The 25,587-nt window shown below is 65.2% G+C and carries 18 protein-coding genes and 1 tRNA gene; 16 read left to right on the top strand and 3 right to left on the bottom strand.

The features are described 5' to 3' along the window. A partial coding sequence (locus tag AX735_RS03450) for a DciA family protein (protein ID WP_066275608.1) occupies nucleotides 1–436 on the bottom strand: 436 nt, incomplete at its 3' end. Nucleotides 437–450: 14 nt separating this feature from the next. Between AX735_RS03450 and mutY the strand changes: the two genes are divergently transcribed. The 9 genes from mutY (at nucleotide 451) to AX735_RS03500 (ending at nucleotide 11,033) form a co-directional block, all read left to right on the top strand. After that, the gene (gene mutY / locus AX735_RS03455) at nucleotides 451–1,554 is read left to right on the top strand and encodes an A/G-specific adenine glycosylase (protein WP_066275613.1); all 1,104 of its coding nucleotides are present in this window, start codon (nucleotides 451–453) and stop codon (nucleotides 1,552–1,554) included. Nucleotides 1,555–1,599: 45 nt separating this feature from the next. Beyond that, nucleotides 1,600–2,898 (top strand): serine hydrolase domain-containing protein, encoded by a 1,299-nt coding sequence (locus AX735_RS03460; RefSeq protein WP_066275615.1) that lies wholly within the window; start codon nucleotides 1,600–1,602, stop codon nucleotides 2,896–2,898. A gap of 21 nt (nucleotides 2,899–2,919) precedes the next feature. Further along, on the top strand, nucleotides 2,920–3,804 hold the full coding sequence (gene nudC, locus AX735_RS03465; protein WP_066275620.1) for an NAD(+) diphosphatase: 885 nt from the start codon (nucleotides 2,920–2,922) through the stop codon (nucleotides 3,802–3,804). 117 nt (nucleotides 3,805–3,921) lie between these two features. After that, nucleotides 3,922–3,995 (top strand) — tRNA-Gly (locus AX735_RS03470). Between the two features lie 299 nt (nucleotides 3,996–4,294). Then, complete coding sequence (locus AX735_RS03475; RefSeq protein ID WP_066275623.1) at nucleotides 4,295–4,732, top strand: PA2169 family four-helix-bundle protein; 438 nt, start codon at nucleotides 4,295–4,297, stop codon at nucleotides 4,730–4,732. Between the two features lie 91 nt (nucleotides 4,733–4,823). Continuing rightward, on the top strand, nucleotides 4,824–6,989 hold the full coding sequence (locus AX735_RS03480) for a catalase (protein WP_082750906.1): 2,166 nt from the start codon (nucleotides 4,824–4,826) through the stop codon (nucleotides 6,987–6,989). A 752-nt stretch (nucleotides 6,990–7,741) separates the two neighbouring features. Beyond that, nucleotides 7,742–9,016, top strand: a complete 1,275-nt coding sequence (locus tag AX735_RS03490; RefSeq protein ID WP_137776231.1) for a glycosyltransferase — start codon at nucleotides 7,742–7,744, stop codon at nucleotides 9,014–9,016. A gap of 35 nt (nucleotides 9,017–9,051) precedes the next feature. After that, nucleotides 9,052–10,263, top strand: coding sequence for a hypothetical protein (locus AX735_RS25580; RefSeq protein WP_202189493.1), 1,212 nt, complete (start codon nucleotides 9,052–9,054; stop codon nucleotides 10,261–10,263). After that, entirely contained in the window at nucleotides 10,260–11,033 is a 774-nt protein-coding gene (locus AX735_RS03500) for a formyltransferase family protein (protein WP_066275633.1), read from the top strand. Before AX735_RS25580 ends, AX735_RS03500 begins: the two co-directional genes overlap by 4 nt. Here the strand turns inward: AX735_RS03500 and asnB are convergent. Together asnB and AX735_RS03510 are read right to left on the bottom strand one after the other, a co-directional pair. After that, nucleotides 11,021–12,889 carry an asparagine synthase (glutamine-hydrolyzing) gene (gene asnB, locus AX735_RS03505; RefSeq protein WP_082750902.1) on the bottom strand — a complete coding sequence of 623 codons (1,869 nt, stop codon included), beginning with the start codon at nucleotides 12,887–12,889 and terminating at the stop codon, nucleotides 11,021–11,023. The genes AX735_RS03500 and asnB overlap by 13 nt on opposite strands. A 60-nt stretch (nucleotides 12,890–12,949) precedes the next feature. Beyond that, the gene (locus tag AX735_RS03510; RefSeq protein ID WP_171009901.1) at nucleotides 12,950–15,565 is read right to left on the bottom strand and encodes a TonB-dependent receptor domain-containing protein; all 2,616 of its coding nucleotides are present in this window, start codon (nucleotides 15,563–15,565) and stop codon (nucleotides 12,950–12,952) included. 142 nt (nucleotides 15,566–15,707) lie between these two features. On the opposite strand from AX735_RS03510, the gene AX735_RS03515 reads away from it, so the two are divergent. From AX735_RS03515 to AX735_RS03545, 7 genes are all read left to right on the top strand, one after another. Continuing rightward, nucleotides 15,708–16,409 carry a response regulator transcription factor gene (locus AX735_RS03515; protein WP_231750003.1) on the top strand — a complete coding sequence of 234 codons (702 nt, stop codon included), beginning with the start codon at nucleotides 15,708–15,710 and terminating at the stop codon, nucleotides 16,407–16,409. Further along, nucleotides 16,406–17,776, top strand: a complete 1,371-nt coding sequence (locus AX735_RS03520) for a sensor histidine kinase (protein WP_066275644.1) — start codon at nucleotides 16,406–16,408, stop codon at nucleotides 17,774–17,776. The genes AX735_RS03515 and AX735_RS03520 overlap by 4 nt, the downstream gene beginning before the upstream one ends. Before the next feature lie 103 nt (nucleotides 17,777–17,879). Continuing rightward, a complete protein-coding gene (locus AX735_RS03525) occupies nucleotides 17,880–18,641 on the top strand; it encodes an outer membrane lipoprotein-sorting protein (RefSeq protein WP_137775587.1) in 762 nt (253 codons plus the stop codon). A 4-nt stretch (nucleotides 18,642–18,645) separates the two neighbouring features. Beyond that, the gene (locus tag AX735_RS03530; protein ID WP_066275649.1) at nucleotides 18,646–21,867 is read left to right on the top strand and encodes a WD40/YVTN/BNR-like repeat-containing protein; all 3,222 of its coding nucleotides are present in this window, start codon (nucleotides 18,646–18,648) and stop codon (nucleotides 21,865–21,867) included. Between the two features lie 290 nt (nucleotides 21,868–22,157). After that, on the top strand, nucleotides 22,158–22,790 hold the full coding sequence (locus AX735_RS03535) for a TetR family transcriptional regulator (protein ID WP_066275650.1): 633 nt from the start codon (nucleotides 22,158–22,160) through the stop codon (nucleotides 22,788–22,790). Beyond that, nucleotides 22,783–24,471, top strand: a complete 1,689-nt coding sequence (locus AX735_RS03540; protein WP_231750004.1) for an MFS transporter — start codon at nucleotides 22,783–22,785, stop codon at nucleotides 24,469–24,471. Before AX735_RS03535 ends, AX735_RS03540 begins: the two co-directional genes overlap by 8 nt. Then, nucleotides 24,468–25,583 (top strand): HlyD family secretion protein, encoded by a 1,116-nt coding sequence (locus tag AX735_RS03545; RefSeq protein ID WP_066275651.1) that lies wholly within the window; start codon nucleotides 24,468–24,470, stop codon nucleotides 25,581–25,583. The genes AX735_RS03540 and AX735_RS03545 overlap by 4 nt, the downstream gene beginning before the upstream one ends. The last annotated feature ends 4 nt before the right edge of the window (nucleotides 25,584–25,587 follow it).

Below are 25,587 nucleotides of genomic sequence, written 5' to 3' on the forward strand. Positions count from 1 at the left end.
GGGCAGGGCGCGGCTCGGGGCGTTTGGGCGCGGTCAGCGTGCCGTGGCGATATCGAACCCGCGCCACCGCCGCATATCCGAAAAAGCGGTTCACCCGCGCGATGATCTCCGGCTCGGCATGCTGCATGAAGATCGCCGTGGCGCTGGTCACGACGAGGTGCAGCGTGCCATCGGCCTTCTTGCCGCGGGCAAAGGCGATCGATTCCGGGCTGGCCATAGCGGCATAGCGCGGCCCGGCGATCTCGGCCCAGCGGCTGACCAGCGAGCTCTGGATGAAACCGAACTTGCGGAAGCTGGTCTCGCCGATCGACGGAATCAGGTCGGCAATACCGCGCGCATCGCCGCCGCGCCTGCGCCGGGGTGCCGGGGCAGGCTGCGCTGTCTTGCGCGGCTTGGTGGTAACGGGCTTATCGCTTTCCATTTCGCGTGCGACCATGGCATAGCGCCCCCATGTCCGTCGAGTGTCGCGATGATATTGTGGAAACCGGCACCGGCACCGGCGCTGTCGCTGAAGCGCTGCTCGGTCATTACGACATGCACGCGCGCGACCTCCCGTGGCGCGTTTCGCCCGCCGCGCGCAGGGCAGGGCTGAAGCCCGATCCGTACCGCGTCTGGCTGTCGGAGGTGATGCTGCAGCAGACCACAGTCGCGGCGGTCACCGGCTATTTCGAACGCTTCACCACCCGCTGGCCGACGGTCGAGGCGCTCGCCACCGCGCCGCAGGAGGACGTGCTCGCCGCCTGGGCGGGGCTCGGCTATTATGCCCGCGCGCGCAACCTTATCGCCTGCGCGCGGGCCGTCACCGTGGATCATGGCGGGCGCTTTCCCGGCACGGAGGCGGGTCTTCGTGTCTTGCCCGGCATTGGCGATTACACCGCAGCGGCGGTGGCAGCGATCGCGTTTGACGAACCGGCAGCGGTCGTTGATGCCAATGTCGAGCGGGTGGTCGCGCGGCTGTTTGCGATCACCACATCACTGCCCGCAGCCCGGCCCGAAATCCGCAAGTACACCGCCGAGATCACCCCGCGCGAGCGTCCCGGCGATTTCGCACAGGCGATGATGGACCTTGGCGCGACCATCTGCACGGTGCGCAATCCCTCGTGCCTGCTCTGCCCGCTCGCGCCGCACTGTGCAGCGCACGCGCAGGGCATCGCCGAATCGCTGCCGGTCAAGCCGCCCAAAAAGGCCAAGCCGCAGCGCACCGGCACAGCCTTCTGGATCGAGCAGGACGGCCAGGTGCTGCTCGTGCAGCGGCCCGGCAAGGGGATGCTCGGCGGGATGCGCGCACTGCCCGACGATGGCTGGGCCGCGGGCCGCAACGGAACCGCCCAGCCGCCCGTTCCGGGCCAGTGGCAGGTCATCGATGGTGCGGTCGCGCATGTCTTCACGCATTTTTCGCTGGAGCTTGCATTGGCGCTTTATCGCGGCCCTCAAATCGATAAGGTTGCCATTGAAAACCTGAATGGCATCTGGTGGCCGGTGGAACATATTGCGGCGGCAGGGCTTCCGACGCTGTTCGCCAAGGCCGCCGCGCTCGCCATTCAGTATCGATAAAGCCGGACTGGCCAAAGGCGCAGATCCGATCAACGGGAGAAACACATGTCGAAGCTTTTGAGCCAGATGCCGCAGATGAGCCGCCGCCACATCCTGGGATCGGCGGGCCTGCTGGGCCTGTTCGCGGCGATGCCCGGCTATGCCCGCGCGATGGCGAGCGGGGATTTCGGCCTGATCCGCAAGCAGGTGGAGGATTATGTCGCGACCAAGAAAGTGGCTGGCATGCTGGTCTCGCTCGGCTTTGGCGCCCAGCCGGCGGCGCTGATCGGCGCGGGCAATCTGGCGCTCGACGTGCCCACCCCGGTCGATGCGAATTCGCTGTGGCGCGTCTATTCGATGACCAAGCCGATCACCGGCATGGCCGCGATGATGCTGATCGAACAGGGCAAGCTTAAGCTCGACCAGCCGATCGCCGATTTCATCCCCGAATTCGCGAACATGAAGGTGCTGACCGATCCGGCCAAGAGCCTCGACGCGGTCCCGGCGAAGACGCTGATCACGCCGCGCCACCTGATGACGCACACGGCGGGCCTGGGCTATAACATCATCACCAAGGGGCCCTTGCTCGAGGAATATAACAAGCTTGGCATCAATCCCGCAGCGGTGAGCAAGACGCCGATCCCCGGCTTCCCGATGCCCGCGCCGACCCCATCTATCGACGAATTCGCGCGCCGTGTCGCCTCGCTGCCGCTGATCGCGGAACCCGGCACGGTGTGGAGCTATTCGATCGGACTCGACCTGCTCGGCTATGTCATCCAGGTCGCATCGGGCATGGAATTCGGCGCGTTCCTCAAGAAGAACATGTTCGATCCGCTGGGCATGACTAGCAGCTATTTCACCGTGCCGCAGAGCGAAGTCGCGCGGCTCAGCACCAATTACGCGCCCTTTGCTGGCGCGTTGATCCCGATCGATCCAGCGCAGGACAGCATCTTCACCGTGCCGCCCGCCTTTCCGTTCGGCGGGGCAGGGCTGGTCAGCAGCGCGGCGGATTATGACCGGTTCCTCGCCATGCTGGTCGGCAAGGGGCAGGTGAACGGCACCCGCATCATGTCCGAAGCGACCGCGCTGATGGGCATGTCCAACCTGTTGCCGCCCGGCGTGGAAACCAAGGGCACCATGGCCGACGGATCGGGCTTCGGCGCGGGTGGCCGCGTGGGGATCGGTACCGATACGAGCCCGATCGGCACCTATGGCTGGGGCGGCGCGGCCGGAACCGTGGCCTTTGTCGACCATGTCCGCGGCATTCGCGCATCGGGCTATACCCAGTACATGCCGTCCGACACCTATCCCTTCCAGCGCGAGTTCCCCAAGATGGTGTACGAGCAGCTCAAGGCCATGGGCTGAGCGCGGGCCGGGGGCATCGTCATGAGTCTGTCGCTGATCGCCCCGGCATTGACCGGAAACCGCATCGACCGCGCCGATCAGGTGCGGGTCGATCCGGACCGGCTTGCCGGATACATGAACTGGAAGGCGAAGGTCCTCAGCCTCAATGGGCTCGAGCCAGAGGTGGATTTCGAAGGCCGGCTGGTCTGGCGCAGCCTGGCCGATGCCGCGCCCGACAGCGAGCTCATCTTCCTGGGCCTGATCGATGAGAAGGCGCATTTTGCCGAGCTGAAACGCGGCGAGCGTGGTTCGGGCCTCCACTATAATCCGCGCGTCTGGCAGATGCTCTCTGCGCTGCCCGCCGACGAACTGGCGCTCTATGGCGGTGCACGCACTCTGGTGGACTGGCATGCGCGGCACCGCTTCTGTTCGCTGTGCGGCGCGGCCAGCGCGATGAGCAAGGGCGGCTGGTCGCGCACCTGCACCGGCTGCGGCGCGGAGCATTTTCCGCGCGTCGACCCGGTGACGATCATGCTCGCCGAATATCAGGGCAAGGTGCTGCTCGGCCGCCAGCCGCGCTTCCCGCCGCGCCGCTTTTCCGCACTGGCCGGGTTCGTCGAACCGGGCGAGGGCATCGAGGAGGCGGTCGCTCGCGAGCTCTGGGAAGAGGCGGGCGTGCGCGTGAGGAACGTGCGCTATGTCGCCAGCCAGCCCTGGCCGTTCCCGTCATCTCTGATGATCGCCTGCACCAGCGAAGCGCTGAGCGACGAACTGACGCTCGACACAACCGAGATCGAGGAAGCGGGCTGGTTCAGCGCCGCTGAGGTCCGCGCCGCGATGGCAGGCGACGAAAGCGCCCCCTTCATCGCACCACCGCCCTTCGCGATCGCGCATGATCTGCTGAAACACTGGCTGTCGCAGCAATAGGGGCGGGGTTAGTGCTGGGGTCAGGGGCTCATCCGGTCGCGGCGCATCACGCCAGATATTGACGCGCCCTGCATCCGGTGGCATGTGCGCCCGACCACGCCACACGGCGCCAGGCGCGCGGGTATAGCTTAGTGGTAAAGCTCCAGCCTTCCAAGCTGGCTAGGCGGGTTCGATTCCCGCTACCCGCTCCAAGGCCGCAAGTTTTGGAATGCTTGCGTTACGACCCGGTCTGCAGCGTTTTTGACCCTATCTCTACGCACCTTCCATCGGCCTAGGTCGAAAGCACCATCATCGCTGCTATGCTCCGCATGGAAGCAGCAAGGGTGAAATGACCATACGGCTCCCCGCTGGATAGCAGCCCGAAGGGGTGATGTATTGGGCCGACGGCCTGTAACGCTATCACGTGCCTGGGAACGATCTGCCGAGCCCTGCTTATTGCTGCAAGTGCCGCCCGATTTTGGCGCAGCAATAAAAAAGGATGGAGACAGATATGGAAGCGACCCGCAGCGCCTTGAAATCACTGGTCGAAACGACTTTTGATTCGGTTGAAGGTTATCGCAAGGCGGCTGAGACCGCGAAGTCGCCGCAGCTCAAGGCTGTCCTGACCCAGCAGGCGCAGAAGCGCCAGTCGACGCTGGACGCGCTCAATCAGGAACTGGTGCGGGTCGGTGGCCATGCCGTGACCAGCGGTACGACCGCTGGTGGCCTGCATCGCCTGTGGGCGGACATCACGTCGCTGTTCGAAAAAGGCGACGAAGCTGCCGCCGAGCGTGCCGAAGAGGGCGAGGATTATCTCGTCAAGAAGTTCGAAGCAGCCCTGAAGGACCAGGATATCGACCCAGCCGCGCGAGCCGCGATCGAGAAGGCGTGTCTCGAAGTGAAGGAGGGCGAGCGCCTGACCGATCAACTGGCCCGCCAGTACGACTGACCCGAACCCTCGTTCTACCATCGCAGCCCCGGCGGGACTAATTTCGGGACCACCGGGCCTGCCATGTTCTCCCTTCACTGGAGTGCTCGAAATGCCAGCCCCCGATACGAAAGACCTTCCTTCGCCCGCCATCAGCAATGGCCTTGCTGACCACCAGCCCGGAGAGGGCTCCTCGCCGATTTCCGAAGCCGAAGGCAATGCTGGCGAACTCCATCAGGACGTTCCGGAGGATGCAGACCACGACGCCGCCCAGGCCCATCTGACCGACAATTTCGGTCACCGGATTTCCGACAACCAGAATTCCCTGAAGGCGGGCGAGCGCGGGCCGACGCTGCTGGAAGACTTCGTTCTCCGCGAAAAGATCTTCCATTTCGATCACGAGCGGATTCCCGAGCGCATCGTGCATGCGCGCGGTTCGGGCGCGCACGGGACTTTCGAGGTCACGAAGGCGATACCTGAATGGACCAAGGCGGCGCTGTTCCAGAAACAGGGCAACAGCTGCCCTGTTTTCGTTCGCTTTTCGACCGTAGCGGGCGGCTCGGGCAGCGTCGACACGCCGCGCGACGTACGCGGATTTGCCGTCAAGCTGTACACCGAAGAAGGCAATTGGGACCTGGTCGGCAACAATATCCCCGTCTTCTTCATCCAGGATGCGATGAAATTCCCCGATCTGGTCCACAGCGTGAAGATGGAAGCCGACCGGGGCTATCCGCAGGCCGCCAGCGCCCATGATACGTTCTGGGATTTCATCAGCCTGATGCCCGAATCCATGCACATGATCATGTGGGCGATGTCGGACCGGGGCATTCCGCGATCGTTGCGCATGATCGAGGGCTTCGGCGTCCACACCTTCCGCTTCGTCAATGCCAAGGGCGAAGGAAAATTCGTGAAGTTTCACTGGAAGCCCGTGCTCGGGCTCGAGAGCACCACCTGGGACGAGGCGGTCAAGATCGCGGGTGCCGATCCCGACTTCCACCGCCGCGACCTGTGGGAAGCGATCGACTCGGGCAATTTCCCGCAATGGGATCTCGGCGTCCAGGTGTTCGACGAAGCCTGGGCCTCGCAACAGCCCTATGACGTGCTCGATGCCACGAAGCTGATCCCCGAGGAGGAGATTCCGGTGGAGGTCATCGGTCGGATGACACTGAACCGCAATGTCGACAATTTCTTCGCGGAAACCGAGCAGGCGGCATTCCTGCCGACCAACATTCTGCCGGGAATCGACTTTTCCAACGATCCGCTGCTTCAGGGGCGGCTGTTCAGCTATCTCGACACGCAGAAGTCGCGGCTGGGTACGACCAATTTCCACCAAATCCCGATCAATGCGCCCAAATGCCCGTTTCATAATTTTCAGCGCGATGGCCTGATGCAGACCCTCGTCCCGACCGGACGCGCGAACTACGAGCCGAACACCCTCGCCGAGGCGGGCGAGGACGGCGGTCCGCGTGCATGCCCCGAAACCGGGTTCACCTCATTCCGGGAGAATGCCGAGCGCAACGATCCCACCGAGAAGCTGCGGGTGCGGGCGGAAGCCTTTGCCGATCACTACAGCCAGGCGAGGCTGTTCTATCGTTCGCAGACCGAAAACGAACAGGCGCATATTGCATCCGCGCTCGTGTTCGAGCTGTCAAAAGTGGAGATCGAGCATGTCCCGCCGCGGGTGATCGCGCGGTTGAGAAACATCGATGAGGACCTCGCCAAGCGGGTTGCCGACGGGTTGGGCATCGATCTTCCCGGACGGGCGGCTGCTGCCAAGGCTCCAGTGGATCTTGGCACTTCCGATGCCTTGTCGATTCAAAAGCAGGCCAAGCAGACCTTCAAGGGCCGCAAGATTGGTATCCTGTTCGACGAGGGATCGGATCGCCAGTCGATCACGCAGCTGGTGTCCGACATCCAAACCGCTGGCGGCACGGCGTTTCTGGTGGCGCCGAAAATCGGTCCGCTAAAGCTGAAGGGTGGGGAACTCAAAGCCAATGGCCAACTCGCCGGTTCGCCTTCGGTGCTCTTTGACGCAGTGGTTGCCATGCTGTTGCCGGAGCGCGCCGAGAAGCTGGCGAGGGACGTAGGTGCTGTCGCCTGGTTCTCAGATGCGTGGTTTCACTGCAAGACCATCGGGGCATGCGCGGGCACCCGCAAGTACCTGCTTCCCAAGGCCAATATCGAGCCCGATGACGGGGTCGTGGATCCCGAAGCCTTTATGGCGATCGGGCCAGTCCGACACTGGGAGCGTGAGCCGAACGTTCGCGACCTCGCCTGACACACGTTGATGCGGGCGGCAAACTGACGGCCATAACGGGACGGCCATAGCCTGGCAGCAGGTCGCCGCAAGATATATTTGGCGCATGAGTCCAGCAATGGTCTCATGCGCCAGGCTCCGCCGGTTGCGCGCTGGCGCGCAGCCTAGGGGCAAGCGGATCTCCTAGGGAACTGCGCTTGCCCCGTATGTTCTTTCGCTAGCTGCGCGAGAGCGCTCCTCCACTCATCGCGGTAGCAAAAGGCATCAGCTTTACCTTCGGAACCGTTTGATGGACTATTTCTGAATATCTGCAGATACGTGGATACTCAATTGCACGATAACTGTGGACTTGCAGTCACCCAATAGGTTTTTCCTATGCAGGTCATAGAATGATTTCTAATTTCGTTCTGCCAGTTATCGTGGAATATAGCCCTGTTCCTGCGTGCCGGGAGGGATTTCGTGCGGCTTGATATGGCAGCACAGGATTTCGGTGCGCGCATTGGAGCAGATCCATGGTGATGCCCCGGTTTTGCCGGGTCGCAGCTGGAGCAATCCGGGGCATTATCCATCCCTCAGATGCACCTGTCTAAGCCGCATGATTTGGGTCTTCACTGCGGCTCACGCTGCCAGGTCGGGGCGAGCGAGGCCGGACACCAGACGTGCCAGGAAAAAGCAAAGGCTGACATGCACATCGAACCAGGCCTGTTCCCCGCCCTTGCCCGCAAACGCCAGATTGCCATCCTGGCCGCCGATTGCTGAGCGGACGCGACATCATGCAGCATCGGATTCTGCTCGTTGCGGGCTTCTTTCCGCCTTATTCGCCGCTGGGTGCGGTGCGTGCCCCCATGCTGGCGCGCTGGTGGTCGCAGCAAGGCCATGACGTTAGGGTGATTGCGCTCGAGAATCCGGCGGTTGCGGGACAGCTCGAGCACTGTCTGGCGCCCGAGGCCGTCCGCTACATTCCGTTCAGTCCCCCCGCGCCGGTGCTCCGCCAGGCTGCAGACAGCGCCAAGGTGCTGCTCGCGAAACCAGACAGCCGCATCAAGCCCCATATAGAGAGCTGCAAGACGCTGTATCGCCAGGTGGTCCACTTCCCCGACCGGTACCGCAAATGGATCAAGCCTGCCGTCGAGCATGCGGTGGCGATGGCAGGGCAATGGCAGCCGGACCTGATCTATTCCACTGCTCCGCCCCATTCCGGCCATGTCGTTGCCTGCCAGATTGCCCGGCGCTTGCGGTGCCCATGGGTGGCCGAGCTTCGCGACCTCTGGGCGGACAACCCCTATAATGACGGCCATCCCCTGTTCGAGCCGATCGCGCGTCGCTATGCCTGGACCACGCTGGCGAAAGCGGCGGGGCATGTGGCGCTCACCCGCGGCTCGGCCAAGCGTGTAGGCCGCGCGCTCGGTCGACCGGTGACGCTGAGCTATAACGGCTTCGGTGCAGACGATTTCGCCTCGCTCGACAATGTATCTGCGCATGATCCGCACCGGCTGACGCTGGTCCATGCCGGGATCATCTATGCCGGGCAGCGCGAACCGACCATGTTGCTGGCCGCACTTGCAAAGCTCGACGCTTCTGCACGGGCGCAAATTCGGGTGATCTTCTTTCACGATGAGGAATCGGCCGTGCTGTCGGGCGCTGCGAATCACGGCGTTTCGGACTGTATCGAAATGCGCGACCCCGTTCCGCGCCCCGAAATCCTGAAGCTGGAGCGCGAGGCCGATGCGCTGCTGCTGTGTCGCTGGAACGATCCCGCCGAGGATGCGATCATCCCGGGAAAGCTGTTCGAATATATCGGTGCCCGCCGGCCGATCCTGTCGATCGGTTCGCTCACCGGCGAGGCCGCGGACATCGTGCGTGCAGGTCCGTTTGGCGTGGTGATGACCGATCCGGACGACATCGCGCGCCAACTTCTCGCCTGGCTGGCGCAGAAGGACGCCCATGGCGGCCGACTTCCGGACCTGCCGGAGGAGCCGACCCGCGCCTATCTTCGCGAAACCCAGTTCCAGCAGGTCGATGCGGCGATGGCCGACGTCCTGCGTTAGCCTGGATTTAAGTCACCCGCCTTATGGACAAGACCATGCTTGCTTCGGTGAAGACCGCTGCCAGTCACGCTCTGGATTGCCGGCCCTGGGTAGCCGGGCATGGCGCCTATCTGCTGCATCAGGTGAGCGGCAGGGGTCCGATCGACGAGACCGGGGCACTGGACGATGCGGCGATGCGCGCTGCCGCCGGCTGGCTCGCCGCCGCGCAGGACAGCCAGGGCGATGGCGGCTTTTCCGGGCGGTACAAGCTGGCGAGCGGATGGTCGTCCAGCTATCCCGAAACCACGGGCTATATCATCCCCACGCTGCTGAAGTTGGCAGACCATTGGGGCGAGCCGCAATGGCGCGATCGTGCCGCGCGCGCCATCGAATTTCTGCTCGGTCTGCAACTGGCCGATGGAGCCTTTCCTGGAGGCGAGGTGCTCGAGAACCGCACCAGGCCATCGCCCTTCAACAGCGCGCAGATCCTGCATGGGCTGACCCATTGGGCGCGCAGCACAGGCGACGGCCGGGCTGCCGCCGCCGCTGCCCGCTGCGCGGCGTGGCTGATGTCGGTGCAGGATGCGGATGGTGCCTATCGCCGCCATTTCTATCTCGATGTCGCTGCAACCTATGCCGCGCATCTGAGCTGCTGGCTCGCCGAATATGGCGATGCCTTTGGCGACAGCGCGGCGCTGGCCAGTGCGGAGCGGCACCTGGACTGGGTGCTCGCACGCCAGGACAAGGCGACAGGCTGGTTCGATCTGGCGGGCTTTACCGAGGACCAGCATCGCGACCGCAACGCCTATACCCACACCATCGCCTATACGGTGGCTGGCGTGCTGACGACAAGCCTGATCCTGAAGCGCGAGGACGGTATCGCCGCGGCGCGACAGGCCGCCGAAGGGATCATGCGCCGGCTGGAACTGTCGCGGCGGCTGCCTGGCGTGCTCGACTGGCGCTGGCGCGAGGTCGAACATCCGCAATGCCTGACCGGCAACGCCCAGATGGCATTGATCTGGTTTGCGCTGACGCGGCATGGCGGCGACTGGCGCTTTGCCAATGCCGGGTTCAAGGCGCTCGATCTGGTCAAGCATGCGCAGCTTCGCGTCAATGCGAACCCTGGCCTTGCCGGCGGAATCGGCGGATCGGACCCGGTCTGGGGCAGCTATATTCCCAAGGCACTGCCCAATTGGGCCGCGAAATACTTCATCGACGGGCTGCTGGAGAAGCGCGGCCTTTTGCAGGAGGCCGCTTCGAACCCGTGAGGATCGCGCTGCTGACCCACCGGCACTCGCGCAAGGGCGCGGTGGTCGCCTCGGCGCTGGCGGCGCGCGGAATCCGGCCAGCCCTGATCGTCTGCGAGCAGCCCCAGGTTGCGCCAGCCACGGCGCGGCTCCGCGCGCTTATCCTCGAGCGCGGACCCCGGGCCCTCACCGACAAGCTGCTCTCCAGGCTGGGTGCCAGCTCCCGGGCGGAGCCGCCACAGGCGAGCGCATCGGCCCCCTTGCTCGATGCGGCGGGCTGGGCGGAGCAGCACGCGACCGCACTTCTCGACCTGCCCGACCTCATTTCCGCCGCCTCGCTCGACCGGTTGCGCGGTGAAGCGATCGACCTGATGATCCATGCCGGCGCTGGCATCTTGCGCGCGCCGCTGCTCGCCATCCCGCGCCTGGGCGTGCTCAATGCGCATATGGGGGTGCTGCCGCGCTATCGCGGAATGAATGTCGCCGAATGGGCGGCTTGGGAAAACGGGCCGCTGGGGGCCACGCTGCACTGGATCGATCCGGGTATCGATACCGGGCGGATCATCCGCATCGTCCCGGTGGCGCGCCAGGGCATCAGCAATATTGCTGCCCTGCGCAAGGCGGTGGACGAGGCGCAGACAGCCGCACTCGCCGACCTGGTCGCGGAGATGGTGGCGAGCGATCAGTCGCCCTCAGCCGAACCGCAGCGGCGCGAGGACGGCCGCCAGTATTTCACCATGCACCCGCAGATCGCCCGACTGCTCGAGCAGCGGCTGGCTCAATCGGCATAGACCGCGCACCAGCGGTCGAACATCGCGATGCCCCAGAGCTGTTCCAGCGCGCGCCGGTCGTTCCGGCAGGCGCGGGCGACGATCGGCTGCAGGCCCTCCAGCGATATCCAGTTGTGGAACTCGCGGCTGACCGGAACATAGCCGCGCGCATCGCGCAGCCGCTCGGCAAACCAGGGGAAGATCGGCAGCGGGAAGCCCCGCTTGGGCGCGTTCAGCACCGCATCGGGCAGGCGGGTGGCGACAAAATCGCGCAGCACCGCCTTGGTGCGAAACTGCCCGGGCGAACCGATCCGGGCCTCGATCGGGGTCGACTGGCACCATTCGACCAGCGGCAGGTGGAGAAAGGGCACGCGCGTTTCCAGCGAGGCTGCCATCGCCATCTTGTCGGCCTTCATCAGCAGGTCCTCGACCAGCCAGGTGCCGAAATCGGCCTGCTGGCTCTGCGCCAGCGGGTTCACGCAATCGGGCAGGCTGTACCAGCCCTGCACCAGATCGAAGCTGGGCACCATCGCTGGCCCGCGCCAGAATGCGGCCTTTTCCGCATCGCTGATCGTCCAGCCGATATGCGCGGCCATGCCCCGGCGATAGGCCCCGGGCCCGCCTTCGGCCATGGCGCGGAAGATCGATGCCCGATCGGACGAAACCAGCCGCGCGGCCAGCCCCAGCAGCGGACGGGGCACATGACCATAGCGGCGCTCGACCTTGGCCAGGGTCGCAAGATCGGCTTGCCGGGTATAGCCCAGCAGCAGTTCGTCCGACCCTTCGCCCGACATTGCGACCTTTACATGGTCGCTGGCCTTGCGCGACAGCAGATACAGCGCGGCGCCGGTCGCATCGCCATAAGGCTCGTCAAAGGCGCGTACCACATCGTCCAGCGCGTCGAAATAATCGGCCTGCGCCATGCGGATCTCGTGGTGCCGGGTGCCGAAGCGCTCGGCCACGGCGCGGGCCAGCGGCAGTTCGTCATCGGCGCCAGCGCCATCGCCGCTGATCGAGAAGCTGTGCAGATCGCGATGGCCAAGCTCGCTGGCCGCAGCCACGATCGCCCCGGAATCGAGCCCGCCCGAAAGAAACGCGCCCACCGGCACGTCGGCGGCCACGATATGGCTGTCGACCGCAGCGAGGAACTGGTCGGCAAACTCGCGGGCATAATCGCGCCCCGGGTCAAAAGCTCCGGGGGTGAGATCGGCACGCCAATAGGTCTCTATGGTCTGACGGCCATCGGCAAGCTTGCGCCGAAGCAGCTGGCCGGGGCCGAGCTTGCCGATACCGGCCCAGATCGTCCGGTCGGGCGCCATGAAGCGCAGCGAGAGATAATCCCACAGCGCCTGCGGATCGATCGCGGGGCGGCCGGGCAGGGCGGCCAGAATCGCCTTGATCTCGCTGGCGAAAAGGAACTCGCCCTGATGCTCCGCGATATAGAGCGGCTTGATGCCGATCTGATCGCGCGCGAGGATGAGCTCGTCGCTGCGCGCATCGTGGATGGCCACCGCGAACATGCCGTTGAGGCGCGCAAAAGCCGCCGCCCCTACGGCATGATAGAGGTTCAGGATCACCTCGGTGTCCGAACGCGTGTGGAAGGCATAGCCTTTCGCTTCGAGCTCGGCGCGCAATGCCTGGAAATTGTAGATCTCGCCGTTGAACACGATGGTGACGCCATCGGGGGTCTGCATCGGCTGGTGGCCGGTGCTCAGATCGATGATCGCCAGTCGCCGCATCGCCAGGGCCAGCCCGGGCGCGAGATGAACCCCCGCATCGTCGGGACCGCGATGCAGGATGGCGGCGTTCATGGCCCCGACCCGGCGGGCGAGCCTGTCAGGAGGGTCAGCGCAAATCAGTCCAACGATGCCGCACATGGCTTCGCGAATAGCGAACAATGGTTAGCAAAGCGCTATCCATTTGTCTGGGCGCGCGGGCTAGAGCAGTTTCCGCAGGCTGAAGCTGAACACGCGGCCCAGCGGATCGAGATAGGCCGACTGGTAGCTGAGGGGCACTGTGCCGGCAGCATCGCGCACTTGCGGACGGGTGTTGAACAAGTTGGTTATCCCGATCGATGCGCGCATGCCCTTGAGCCAGCGCGGTGCGGTTTCGCCTCCGAAGCGCTCGGCAAGGTTGGCGAACAGGGCGAGATTGACCACCGCCAGATCGTTGAAGCGCAGATCGCCTGCGACCGTGCCTGTCTCGGCAATGCGGGTGCCGCTTCGCCAGCTTGCGCTAAGCCGTGCGCCGAGCCCGCGCTTGAAGACACCGGCCTGAAGATCGATCTCATGACGGCGGCGGCCCCCCAGAAAATCGACCGCGCCATCCTCGAGCAGGTTGAGGACCGGCACGCCCGGGCGCAGCACGATTTCGTCCTCGAGATACCAGTTGTGGTAGAGGCTCACGAAGAAGCGGCTGGTGAGATTGGACGCGCCCTGAAAAGTGGCGCTTCCCGGCTGCGCGCGCACCATTTCCGCATTGGGGAACAAGCGCCGCGCCTCCGCCTCGCTGGTGACGACGCGGACCTGGGCATTACGCATGAATTCGGGCACCTCGCCGAGCGGACGGGTGAAGTTCACTCCCCAGCGCAGCTGCTGCTGGTGCGCGGCGGCAAAGTTGATGGGCCGTGAGTCGATCCGCAGCAATTGTCCGGTCGCGCTGCGTGCAAAGCGTTCGGGAAACGCGGCCTCGACCTGCGGGGTGACGATGGGAAAGGCGGCGATCGGATCGTCGATCCGGGTGCGGACATAATCGATGCTGAAGGTCAGGTCGGTGCTGGCGAGCGGACGCAGATTGAGGCCGAGCCGGACAAGCTGCCGGTCATCGTTGCGCAGGGCCGCATTTCCGCCGGATATCCGGGTGAGATCGACAACCTCGCGCCGGGCGAAATCGAAGGTGCGCACATTCGGCGTCACCAGAACCGGGCCGCCCAGCTGTTCGAGGCTGGGTGCGCCCTCTTCGCGTGTCACCGATGCCACCAGGTCGATCCCCTTGGCGGGTGACCAGTTCAGACCGAAGCCATAGGTCCATAGCGATCCGGCGTCGGACAGGCGCTCGAACGCGGCATTGCCGTTCAGGGCGAGATGGCCGAGTGGCGAGGCCTTACCACCGGCATCGCCCAGCAAGGGCAGGCCAAGATTGATCTGCGCAGCGCCGCGATCGCGCGCAAGGTCGGATCGGACGTCGTTTCCGGCAAATTCAGCCCGGCTTGAAAAGTCCCTGAACTCGGCCCCCAGACGCAGACTGGCGGTGAACGGCCCGGCCGGCAGCGTTGCAAGCGGGCCGGAGGCAAGCAGATCGACATTGGTCAGCGTGTCGGTGGATCGTGCGGCATCGCGGCGATTGCCGATGCCGGCCCGGTCGGTCTGGATCTCGGTCTTGCTGCGGTCGAAATTGCCTAGCGCCGACCATTGCCAGCGGCCGCTCCTGCCGCTGAACGTGGTGCCGACATGCACAAGCGAGCGGTCGCTGTCGCGCTGCAGCAGCCGCGCACCGTCCGTTCCGAGCAGACTGTCGTTGCGGCTGACATCGATCCGGCCATTGAGAGTCGCCGCCACATCGGACAGCACATGCCCGCTGACGACGCCGTTCACGCCGAAGCTCTCGGTCTCGGACAGCAGGGTGCGCGCTGTCCCCAGGTCCGGCGCGGCGGCAAACTGGCGGATATCGCGCTGGCTTTCGAGCAGCTGGTCAGCGCGGCTGTAGCTTGCGCCCAGAGCGATCCGCGTGTCGCCTGCAAGCTTCAGGTAATCGGCATTCGCGATCCAGCTGTCCCGTCCGCCTTCGCCCGGGACCAGCGCGCTGGCCTGGCCGACGCGCGACCGGAAGTTCGGGAAGGTAACGATGTTGACGACCTTCTGATCGGCCCGAAAGCCATATTGCAGCGCCACTTCCTCCGGAAAGATTTCCATGCGCTCGATGGCTTCGGCTGGGATACGCGCGATTTCCGCAAAGTCGGCAACCCTGCGCCCGTTCAGCAAGGTCACCGGCGCGCTGTTGCCGCGCCCCCGGTTGCTCGCGGTCTGCGATCCGATCGTGTCGAGCACGGCAGCGATGTTCTCCGCGCCGAGCGCCCGGATATCGAGCTGGTTGAAGGTCCGCTCGGGCGGGATATCGCTGTCAATGGCTCCGCGAGGGCGCTGCGAGGAGACGACAATCGGCTGCTTGTCGACCGGTTCTTTCGGAGAAGTCTGATCCGGCCTGCTGTCCTTGTCGGGCGCAGGCGGGACCAGGTCCTTCAACTGTTCCTGCAAGCGACGGGCAACCTCGGGAGGGACCGGTTTGCCATCGGCGCCCAGAATCCTGATCTGAGGCGCCGATGGCTCTGCGCCGTCCGGCCTCTTTTCTGCCTCCGCTTTCAATTGCTCCTCGATCTGGCGCAGCAACTCGGGTGGAAGCGACTTGCCGTCGCCACCCATGATGACAGGTTTGGATGGAGCCCCATCGCTGGGCGGTGCGCTCAGTGCGTCGCTCGCGCGGATCGGTTGCGCAGCGAGCGCGCCTGCCAGGGTGCAGACCCATAGGCCGAGAAGGGGTGTTGCAGGTGCTTTCATGTTGGTTCTCCGGCTTGCCAAAGCAGGAGCGAGGAAAAGCACTTCCGGGTAGCGCGATGATGGCCCGCGCGTAACCGGACCTGATACGCGAATGCTACAAAGCCGTGCTAGGAGCGCGGACATGGAGCCAATGACCGATTCCATGAGCAGCATCCTGGTCGTCGACGACGACGCCAGCATTCGCGACGCGATTGCCGATTTTCTCGGTGCGCATGGCTATGCGGTGCGTGCCGCTGCGAATGCCGCTGCCTGCGACCGGGCGCTGGGCGAGGCAGCGGCCGATCTCATAATCCTGGATGTGATGATGCCGGGCGAGGACGGGCTTTCGCTGTGCCGTCGTTTGGCAGGCGGGGACATCCCGATCCTGATGCTGAGCGCGCTGGACGCGGTGACCGATCGGATCGTCGGGCTGGAAGTCGGCGCGTGGGATTACATGACCAAGCCCTTCGAGCCGCGCGAACTGCTGGCGCGGGTGCGGGCATTGTTGCGCCGGCCGTCTGCCGATCGGTCGGACCAGGCCCAAACGGCCCAGGGGCTGACCTTTGCCGGCTGGTGGCTCGATATAGAGGAGCGGCGTTTGCGCGACCCGGCAGGTCGGGCCCTGGTGCTGACCGAAGGCGAGCACGCCCTGCTCGCGGCCTTCGTGCGTCGCCCGGGGCGCATCCTCAGCCGCGATACGCTGCTCGATCTGACCCGGGGGATCGATTCGGCGCCTTATGACCGCGCGATCGATATTGCGGTCAGCCGCTTGCGGCGCAAGCTGGCCGAGGCCGATCAGACCGCGCTGATCGAAACCGTGCGCGGCGTCGGGTACCGTTTCGTCCCGGCGGTACGCCCGGCATGAAGCGGGCACCCAGCGCGCTGGTGGCCATCGGTGGCTTCGGGGTCGCGGTAGCCGCGCTGAGCGTCGCCACCACGGCCGCGATCGTGCTGGCGGCTCCGCCACCACCTTCGATCCGCATGACGGCGATCGATGCGATCTCGGCCCTGCGCCAGCCGGTCGACGGCTTCGAACGCAGGGTGGATCGCGATCCCCCGTCAGGCACCCGCATCTCCATGGTCGAACTGCTGATCGCGTCGCGCTTGGGCAAGCCCGCCCGCGATGTGCGCGTGACGCGTCTCGAAAGCGCAGAGCCGGTATCGATACGGTTTCAGATGGTGCCTCGACCCTCCCAGGCACCGAACGCGACAACCCGTCTGCCGTCCCCGTTCCTGCTGCGTCAAAGCCGGATGGGAACGATCGAGATCGTGGAGCCTGCTGCGATCGATGGCGCATTGAGCGCTGCTCTGCTCGCGATGCCGCTGCCGGCCTATACCGCCAGCGTGCGCCAGGCCGACGGACGCTGGCTCGTGATCGAGCCGGTTCAGCCTTTTCTGGGCGGTTGGCAGCGCAGCATTCTGATCGCGCTGGCGGTCAGCCTGTTGCTGCTTGCGCCGCTGGCCTGGATCTTCGCGCGGCGGCTGACCCGGCCGTTTCGTGCGCTGGCGGGCGCGCTCGAGGATGATGCGGCGCAGATCCCCAGAGAAGGGCCTCGCGAACTGCGCGAAGCGGCGACGGCCATCGCCGCGATGCAGAGCCGCCTTGCCATGGAAGCTGCGGAGCGCGCCAGGATGCTGACCGCGATAGCGCATGACCTGCGCACGCCGCTTACCGGTCTGCGCCTTCGCATCGAGTCCGCGCCAGAGCCGCAGCGCGCGCGCATGGTGGCGGATGTCGAGCGCATGCAGGCCATGATCGACGAAGTCCTCGCCTTTGCCCGCGATGCCGCTGCGCCCGCAGAGATCGTGGATGTCCGCGCGCTGCTCGCGGGCATCGTGGAGGAAATGTCGCAACCCGACGCCCCGGTACGGCTGCTGGCGGGCGACAATCCGACGGTCCGGGTGCCTGAACCCGCCTTCCGGCGCGCGATCGAGAACCTGATCCGCAATGCCATCGATTATGCAGGCGGCGGCACCATCGCATTGGAACAGGACGAGCGCCAGGTGCGGATATCGGTCAGCGACCATGGTCCGGGCATCCCGGCAAGCGATCGGGAGCGGCTCATGCGCCCGTTCGAGCGCGGCGATGCATCGCGCAACCGGGGAACAGGCGGGGCAGGCCTGGGCCTCAGCATCGTGCGCGACTTCGTGGCGCAGAATCGCGGCGATTTCAGCCTGTCCGATGCGCCGGGCGGCGGTGCGATCGCGACCCTGAGCCTGCCGCGCGCCTGAAAGGGTTTGGGCCCATCGAAAGCCGATGATGTGCCCCATATTGGGAATTGCCTTTGCAAGCAGCCGAGCTAACCTCGAGCAAGTTTTTTGGGGGAGTCGCGGGATGACGAAGCTTCGATCCGCAGCAGCAATGCTGGGCATGCTATTCCTGGCGGGGGCACCAGCGATGGCGCAGACGGCCGAAGAGCTGGTGGCGAAGAATCTCGCGGCACGGGGCGGTGCCGCCGCTCTCGATGCCATCGAGTCAGTGAAGTTCGACGGCACCGTCATCTTTCCCGGCGACTTCCAGCTGACCTATGCGGAGGTCCGTACCAGAGGCGGGGACGTCCGCGTCGATATGGCCCTGCAGGGGCTGACCCTGGTGCAGGGCTGGGACGGGCGGACCGGCTGGCGGATCAACCCGTTCGAAGGGCGCAAGGACGCCGAGCGGATGAGCGATGACGAGGCCCGATCGCTTGCCGATACTGGATCGATCCGCGGGCCCCTGCAAAGGGCGGCCTCGCTGGGATCGACCGTCACCTATCTGGGCCGCGAGGATTTCGACGGCACCAACGCCTACAAGCTCAAGGTGACCGAAAAGGATGGCGACGAGTTCGTCTATCTGCTCGATCCCGACACCATGCTCGAAGTGAAGATGATCGAAACGCGCAGGATCCGTGGCGCGCAACAGGTCTTCGAATATGAATTCGGCGACTATGAAAAGGTGGCTGGGGTCTATTTCCCGATGTCGGTCGAAAGCTGGGCGGCGGGGCAGGGCAACAACCGCCAGCGCACGATCATTGCCTCGGGCACGGCCAACGTGCCTGCGCCTGCCAGCCTTTTCGCTCTGCCCGCCAGCCCGGCCGCCGCGCCGAAGGGGAACTGATCCGATGCGCCGCACCCTCCTTTTTGCCGGCACCATGCTGGCACTTGCTGCTCCTGCCTTCGCCCAGGACGCCGCCACACCTCCCGCCGCTTCGGGGATTTCGGGCCTTGGCATCCGCAATATCGGATCTGCCGAAATGTCGGGCCGCATTGCCGCGATCGATGCCGTGCAAGGCAAGGATGGCAAGGTTACCATGTATATCGGCGCTGCATCCGGCGGCGTCTGGAAGTCCGAGGACGGCGGCACCACGTTCCGCCCGGTCTTCGACAAGCAACCGGTCCAGTCGATCGGTGCGGTGGCGATCGACCCCTCGAACCCCAGCACCATTTGGGTCGGCACCGGCGAGAGCTGGACGCGCAATTCGGTGTCGATCGGCGACGGCGTCTACAAGTCGACCGATGGTGGCGACAACTGGACCCGGATGGGCCTGCCCAAGACCGAGCGGATCACCAAGATCGTCGTCCATCCGACCAATAGCGACATCGTCTATGTCTGCGCGCCCGGCGCGCTCTGGTCGGACAGCCCGGACCGCGGCCTTTACAAGACCACCGATGGCGGCGTCACCTGGACGCAGATCCTGAAAGGCAGCAACCTGTCGACGGGCTGCTCATCGGTCGCGCTTGATCCGGCCAATCCCGATCGGGTGATGGCCGGCCTGTGGGATTTCCGCCGCAAGGGCTGGACCTTCCGCTCGGGCGGAGAGGGGCCGGATGCGGCCTCGGGCAGCGCCATGAAGATATCGAACGATGGCGGTCGGACCTGGGCAGCGATGGACGCCAGCACCACCAAGGGTCTGCCCAAGGGGCCTTGGGGGCGGATCGAGGCGGTGTTCTCGCCGGCGGACCCCAACCGGGTCTACGCCTTTATCGAAAGCGAGCGTTCCGCGCTGTACGTGTCCGAAGACGGCGGCAAGAGTTTCGAGGAGCGCGATCGCAGCCGCAACATGGTCTGGCGGCCGTTCTATTTTAGCAAGATCGTGCCCGATCCCAAGGACGCCAACCGGCTGTTCAAGATGAACCTCAACATGATCGTGTCCGATGACGGCGGCAAGAGCTTCGCCAATGCATCGGGCGGTAGCCATGGCGACTGGCACGACATCTGGATCAACCCGGCCAATACCAAGCATATCATCGGCGGTGACGATGGCGGCCTGTGGATCAGCCATGATGGCGGCAGCAAATGGGTGAAGAGCTTCAACCTGCCGATCAGCCAGTTCTATCATGTCAGCATCGACGACAAGGACCCCTATCAGGTCTATGGTGGATTGCAGGACAATTCGAGCTGGGTCGGCGACAGCGAATATCCCGGCGGCATCACCAATAGCCGCTGGGAAAATCTCTACGGCGGCGATGGCTTCTGGGTGTTCCCCGATCCGGCGGACCCGGATTATGTCTATGCCGAATATCAGGGCGGCAATATCGCGCGGATCAACCGCAAGACGCTCGAATCGCGCGATATCCAGCCCAAGGGCGGCTACAAGGAAAAGCTGCGGTTCAACTGGAACACCCCGATCGCGCTCTCGCCGCACGAAAAGGGGACGATCTATATCGGCAGCCAGTTCCTGTTCCGCACGCGCGATCACGGCACGACCTGGGACCGGATCTCCCCCGATCTCACCACCAACAATCCGGCGCGTCAGCAGCAGGAAAAGTCGGGCGGCATCACCGTCGACAATTCGTCGGCGGAAATGCACACGACCATCTATTCGATCTCGGAAAGCCCAATCACGGCCGGGCAGATCTGGGTCGGCACCGATGACGGCAATGTCCAGCTGACGCGCGACGGCGGCCAGAGCTGGGCCAATGTCGGCAAGGCAATGAAGCTCGGCCCCGATGTCAGCATCGCCTGGGTCGAGGCGAGCCGGCATGATCCGGCGGTGGCCTATGTCGCGGTCGACCGGCACAGCTTCGGCGACATGGCGCCCTATATCCTGAAGACCGCCGATTACGGCAAGAGCTGGACCCGGCTGGTCGGTCCGGCCACCCCGGGCGTGCGCGGCTATGCGCATGTCGTCAAGGAAGACCGGCTGAGCCCCGACATCCTGTTCGTCGGCACTGAATTCGGCCTGTTCATCTCGCGCGACAAGGGAGCGAACTGGGAGGAATTCCGGCCCGGCAACTTCCCCGCAGTGGCGGTGCGCGACATCGCCGTGGCGTCGCAGGGCGATGACCTGGTGCTGGCCACGCACGGCCGCGGCATCTGGATCATCGACGACATCAGCCCGGTCCGGGCTCTGAGCCCCGAAGTCGTGGCCAGCGATGTGACGCTGATCCGCTCGGAACCCGTGCAGCAGCGGATCCGCGGCAGTGGCGGCTGGCCCGAAGGGGATGCGACCTATGTCGGCCAGAACCCGGTCGATGGGGCGGTCATCACCTATTATCAGAAGGCCCGGCACGTGCTGGGGCGGATGAAGCTGGAAATCATCGATCCCAATGGAAAGGTGATCGACGAGCTGCCGACATCGAAGCGCAAGGGGCTGAACCGCGTGGTCTGGTCGATGCGGACCAAGCCGCCGCAAGTGCCGCCCGCAGCATCGCTGGCCTTCGCCTCGACCCAGGGGCAGCGCGTGATGCCGGGCACCTATACGGTGCGGCTGACCAAGGCCGGCAAGGTCACTGAAATGCCGCTGGTGGTCGGACTGGACAAGCGTGCCAAGTTCACGACGGCCGATCGCCAGGCGCAATATGATGCGGCTGAACGCGTGAAGGGCCTGTTCGTGCGGATGAGCGCGCTGACCGCAGGCCTGAACGCCGTGAAATCGCAGGCCCAGGCGGTGGCCGACAATGAATCGACCTCGGCTGCCAACAAGGCCAGGGCGCTGGCGCTGGTCGGCAAGGCCGATGCGCTGCGCAAGCAGGTCGTCGCCACCACCGAAGGCGGCGCGATCACCGGCGAGGAACGCCTGCGCGAGAATATGGACATGGCTTATGGCGCGATCACCGCGACCGAGGCGCGGCCGACCAGCTATGCGCTGGCGCGGGTCGATGCGCTGGAAAAGGAGCTGGCCGAGGTCGAATCCGGCTTTGCCGCGCTCAAGGCAGGCGATGCTGCGGCGCTGAACCTGGCACTGCAGGCAGACGGCGTGCCCGCGATCGACCTGGCCGCTGTCCTGCCGCGCGCCGATGATGCACGCGGTGGTCCGGCGGCGGCGGTGGGCAGCTTCATGCTCGGCACCCGCTATACGGGCTCGATGAGCGCCTTGCGCACCAGCCGCAAGCGCAACTGAGCCCAGCCTGTTCCGACCGTCGCGCTTCTGGCGCAGCGGTCGGCAGGCTTAGGATAATCCTGCTTGCCGCGTGGAAACGGACCGGCGCGGCTGAGCGCCGGGCGGTGCCATTGCGCGCACCACACGGCGCCAATTGACCCGCTGCGTGCGTGGCTGTGGCAACCAAAACCGCAGTTGCGATTAATCCATGTTATATTTTCTCTTCGTGCTCGGAACCCGACCTCATCGGCAACGTATTCAACAGACGTTGAATTAGCTCGGCCGTGTCGTGCCGAACGCATGGATGGCACATGGCAGATCGCAAGAATCCCGGACGCCCACGAGACAATGGGCGAGAAGTCGGCGCCGCCCTGCTCGAGGCGGCAAGGACGCACTTTGCCGCCAAGGGCTATGAGGCCACGCCGCTGCGCCTGATCGCGGCCGATGCCGGGGCGGATGTCGCGCTGATATCCTATCATTTCGGCGGAAAGCTGGGGCTGTGGAAGGCGCTTGTTGCAAGCGCGGCGGCCCAATTGTTCGATGCGCTGAGCGCGGCCGAAAGCGGGGAGGGCGGCTCCTCACCTGCCGCGCGGCTGCGCAGGATCATGGCCGCGTATATCGCGCATCTGTTGGCCCATCCGGAAGTCCCGCGTCTCATTCTGCGCGATATCACGGTCGACTCGGATCGATCGGACTGGCTGCTGCGCGAACTGTCCGCTCCGCTCCATCAGCGCTTCTACGATCTGGCGCGCGCTGCTGCGCAGTCGCTGGCAAGGCCGACGCTCCATCTCGAGTTCAGGGTCGCCAACTTCATCTATGCGGCAGCCAGCAGCGTCGCCCGGCGCGAGCGGCTGACGAGACTGGTCGAGGGCATGGAGGACGACCAAAGGTTCGGCGACGCGCTCGAGCTGGTGCTGATCGACGAGGTGCTCGACTGTGGCTGAGCCCCCGCGTCCCCTGATCGACAAGGCCGACGGCTATGCGTTCAAGCCGCACGAGATGCCGATCCTGCCCGGATCGCCTGCCAATCCCGATCATCCGCCCCGAAGAAAGGCCGCCTATCTGGCCATCGGCGTGTTCATCGGCCTGGTCGGCGGCGCGCAGAACGGCTTTCTGCTGGCGAACACGCCCGCGCTGCAGGCCGAGTTCGCGCTGACCCCGGTCGAGGCGGGCTGGATGACGGTGGCGTTCTACGCGACCTATGCCACGATGAGCATGCTGCTGTTCCGCGTCCGGCAGGAATTCGGCATCCAGCTCTTCGTCCGATGGGCGATGGCGGGGCTGGTGCTTGCCAATTTCGTGCAGCTGATCGGCCCGGGCTATCATGCCGAACTGGCCGCGCGCGCGGTGGCCGGAATCGCCGCGAGCGGGCTGTCGGCGCTCACCATCTATTATCTGATGCAGGGGCTTCCGGCGGCGATGCGCACCGTCGGCCTCGTGCTCTCGCTCGGCCTGACCCAGATCGCCTTTCCGCTCACCCGGGCGCTCTCGCCCGCGCTGCTCGTCGATGGCGACATGGCGCATGTCTTCCAGTTCCAGTTCGCGCTGTCGCTGCTCGGGCTCGCCTTTGTCTATCTGCTGCGCCTGCCACCGGGGGTCCGCAAGCTGACCTTCGAGAAGCTCGACATTCCCAGCATGGCGCTGTTCGTGCTGGGCGTCGCCTCGCTATGCGCATTCCTGATCCTTGGTCGCATCGTGTGGTGGGATGCGCCCTGGCTCGGCTATGCGGTGGCACTGGCGGTCATCGGCCTGGGCGGTTGTCTGCTGATCGAAGCCAATCGCAAGAGCCCGATGCTCGATCTGAGCTGGCTGTCGAGCCGCGCGATCCTGAGCATCGCGGCGATCGGCGCGACCGTGCGCATCCTGGTGGCCGAGCAGGGTTTCGGCGCGAGCGGCATGTTCACCGCGCTCGGCTATGGCAACGAGCAGCTGACCGGCTATTTCTGGGTGCTCACCGGTGCGACGGTCGCGGGCATGCTGCTGTCGGTGATCCGGCTCGACCCCAAGGACCTCACCCGTCCGGTGCTGTTTGCCGTGCTGGTCATCGGCGTCGCCGCCTTTGCCGATACCCGCACCGGCGTCATGAGCCGCCCGCAGGACCTGTATCTGTCGCAAGCGGCAATCGCCTTTGCCGCGGTGTTCGCCATGGGGCCGGTGCTGATGCAGGGCATGCTGCGCGCGCTGGCGGCGGGTCAGAACATGATCATCAGCTTCATCGCCATCTTCTCGCTGTCGCAATCGGTCGGCGGCCTGGCGGGGATCGCGCTGCTGTCGGCCTTCCACACATTTCGGCTGAAGACGCATCTGATCGATGCCGGAACGACGCTGGCGATGAGCAACGCCCAGCTCTCGCAGGCCTTTTCGAACGCTGCGCAGCGCACGGTCCCGCTTCAGCAGGATCCGGCGCTGGTGCAGCAGGCGACCTCGGCCAGCATCTCCGCGCAGATCGGGCGCGAGGCCGCGGTGCTCGCATTCAACGACGTCTTCTTCCTCATCGGCACGCTCTCGGCGATCACCTTCGTCGCGCTGTTCGTGCCTTGGGTGATCAACAAGATTCGCGGGCGCAACCCGCTCGCCAAGGAACTCGCCTTTATCGAGGCCATGCGCGCAAGGAACGAGCCATGACATCCACCAACCCGCAAGCCGCCACCACCGAAGCATCGAGCAGCACGGCCGCACCTGCACCGCCTGAAAAGGGCTGGTCGCCGCAACTGTCGCGCCAGCGCGTGCTGGTTGCCAGCGTGCTGATCGTGATCGGCGTGCTCGTCGCGCTATTCTCCTGGGGATTGCCGCCCTTTGCCGGGGGCGACCAGACCACCAACAACGCCTATGTGCGCGGGCGCACGACCATCGTCAGCCCGCAGGTCGCAGGTTATCTGGTCGAGGTCCGCGTCGCCGATTTCCAGAAGGTGGAAAAGGGCCAATTGCTCGCCCGCATCGATGCCACACCCTTCCGCGAAAAGGTGCAGCAGGGCGCGGCCAATATCGCCGCGCAAAAGGCCAATCTGGCCAATAGCGAGCAGAGCCTGCGCTCGGCCCAGGCCCAGCTGCAGCTTCAGGACGCCGCCGTGGCGAGCGCGCAGGCCGGCTATCAGAAGGCGCAGGCCGACATGAACCGGATCAACGAGCTGGTCGACGAAGGGTCGGTCTCCCTGCGCGAGCGCGATCAGGCGCTGGCAGCACTGCGGCAGTCGCAGGCTGGCGTGCGCCAGGCCCAGGCGCAGCGCGCGATCGCGGCCGAGAATGTGCGTTCGGTCCGCGTGGGCCGGGGTGCGCTCGAGGCGCAGGTACTGGGCGCCGAAGCCTCGCGCGATCTGGCCGCGTTCGAGCTCTCGCGCACCGAAATCCGCGCGCCGCGGTCGGGTCGGCTGAGCGAGATCACCGCGCGCGAAGGCCAGCTGGTCAGTGCGGGCACGCAGCTGATGTACATCGTGCCCGACGAACTGTGGGTCGTCGCCAATTTCAAGGAGGCGCAGACCGAAAAGATGGCGGTCGGCCAGCGCGCGACGCTCGAGGTCGATGCGCTGGGCGGGGCAAAGCTTACCGGACGGGTCCAGAGCATCGCGCCCGCAGCCAGCAGCGAGTTCAGCATCGTCAAGCCCGACACCGGCGCAGGCAATTTCGTCAAGGTGCCGCAGCGAATAGCCGTGCGCATCGTGCTTGATCGCGGTCAGAAGATCGCCCGACGGCTTGGTCCCGGCATGTCCGTGGTCGCCACCGTGCACACCGGGGAGTAAGGCC

Source organism: Blastomonas sp. CCH1-A6 (genome assembly GCF_001556365.1).
Lineage (GTDB): Bacteria > Pseudomonadota > Alphaproteobacteria > Sphingomonadales > Sphingomonadaceae > Blastomonas > Blastomonas ursincola.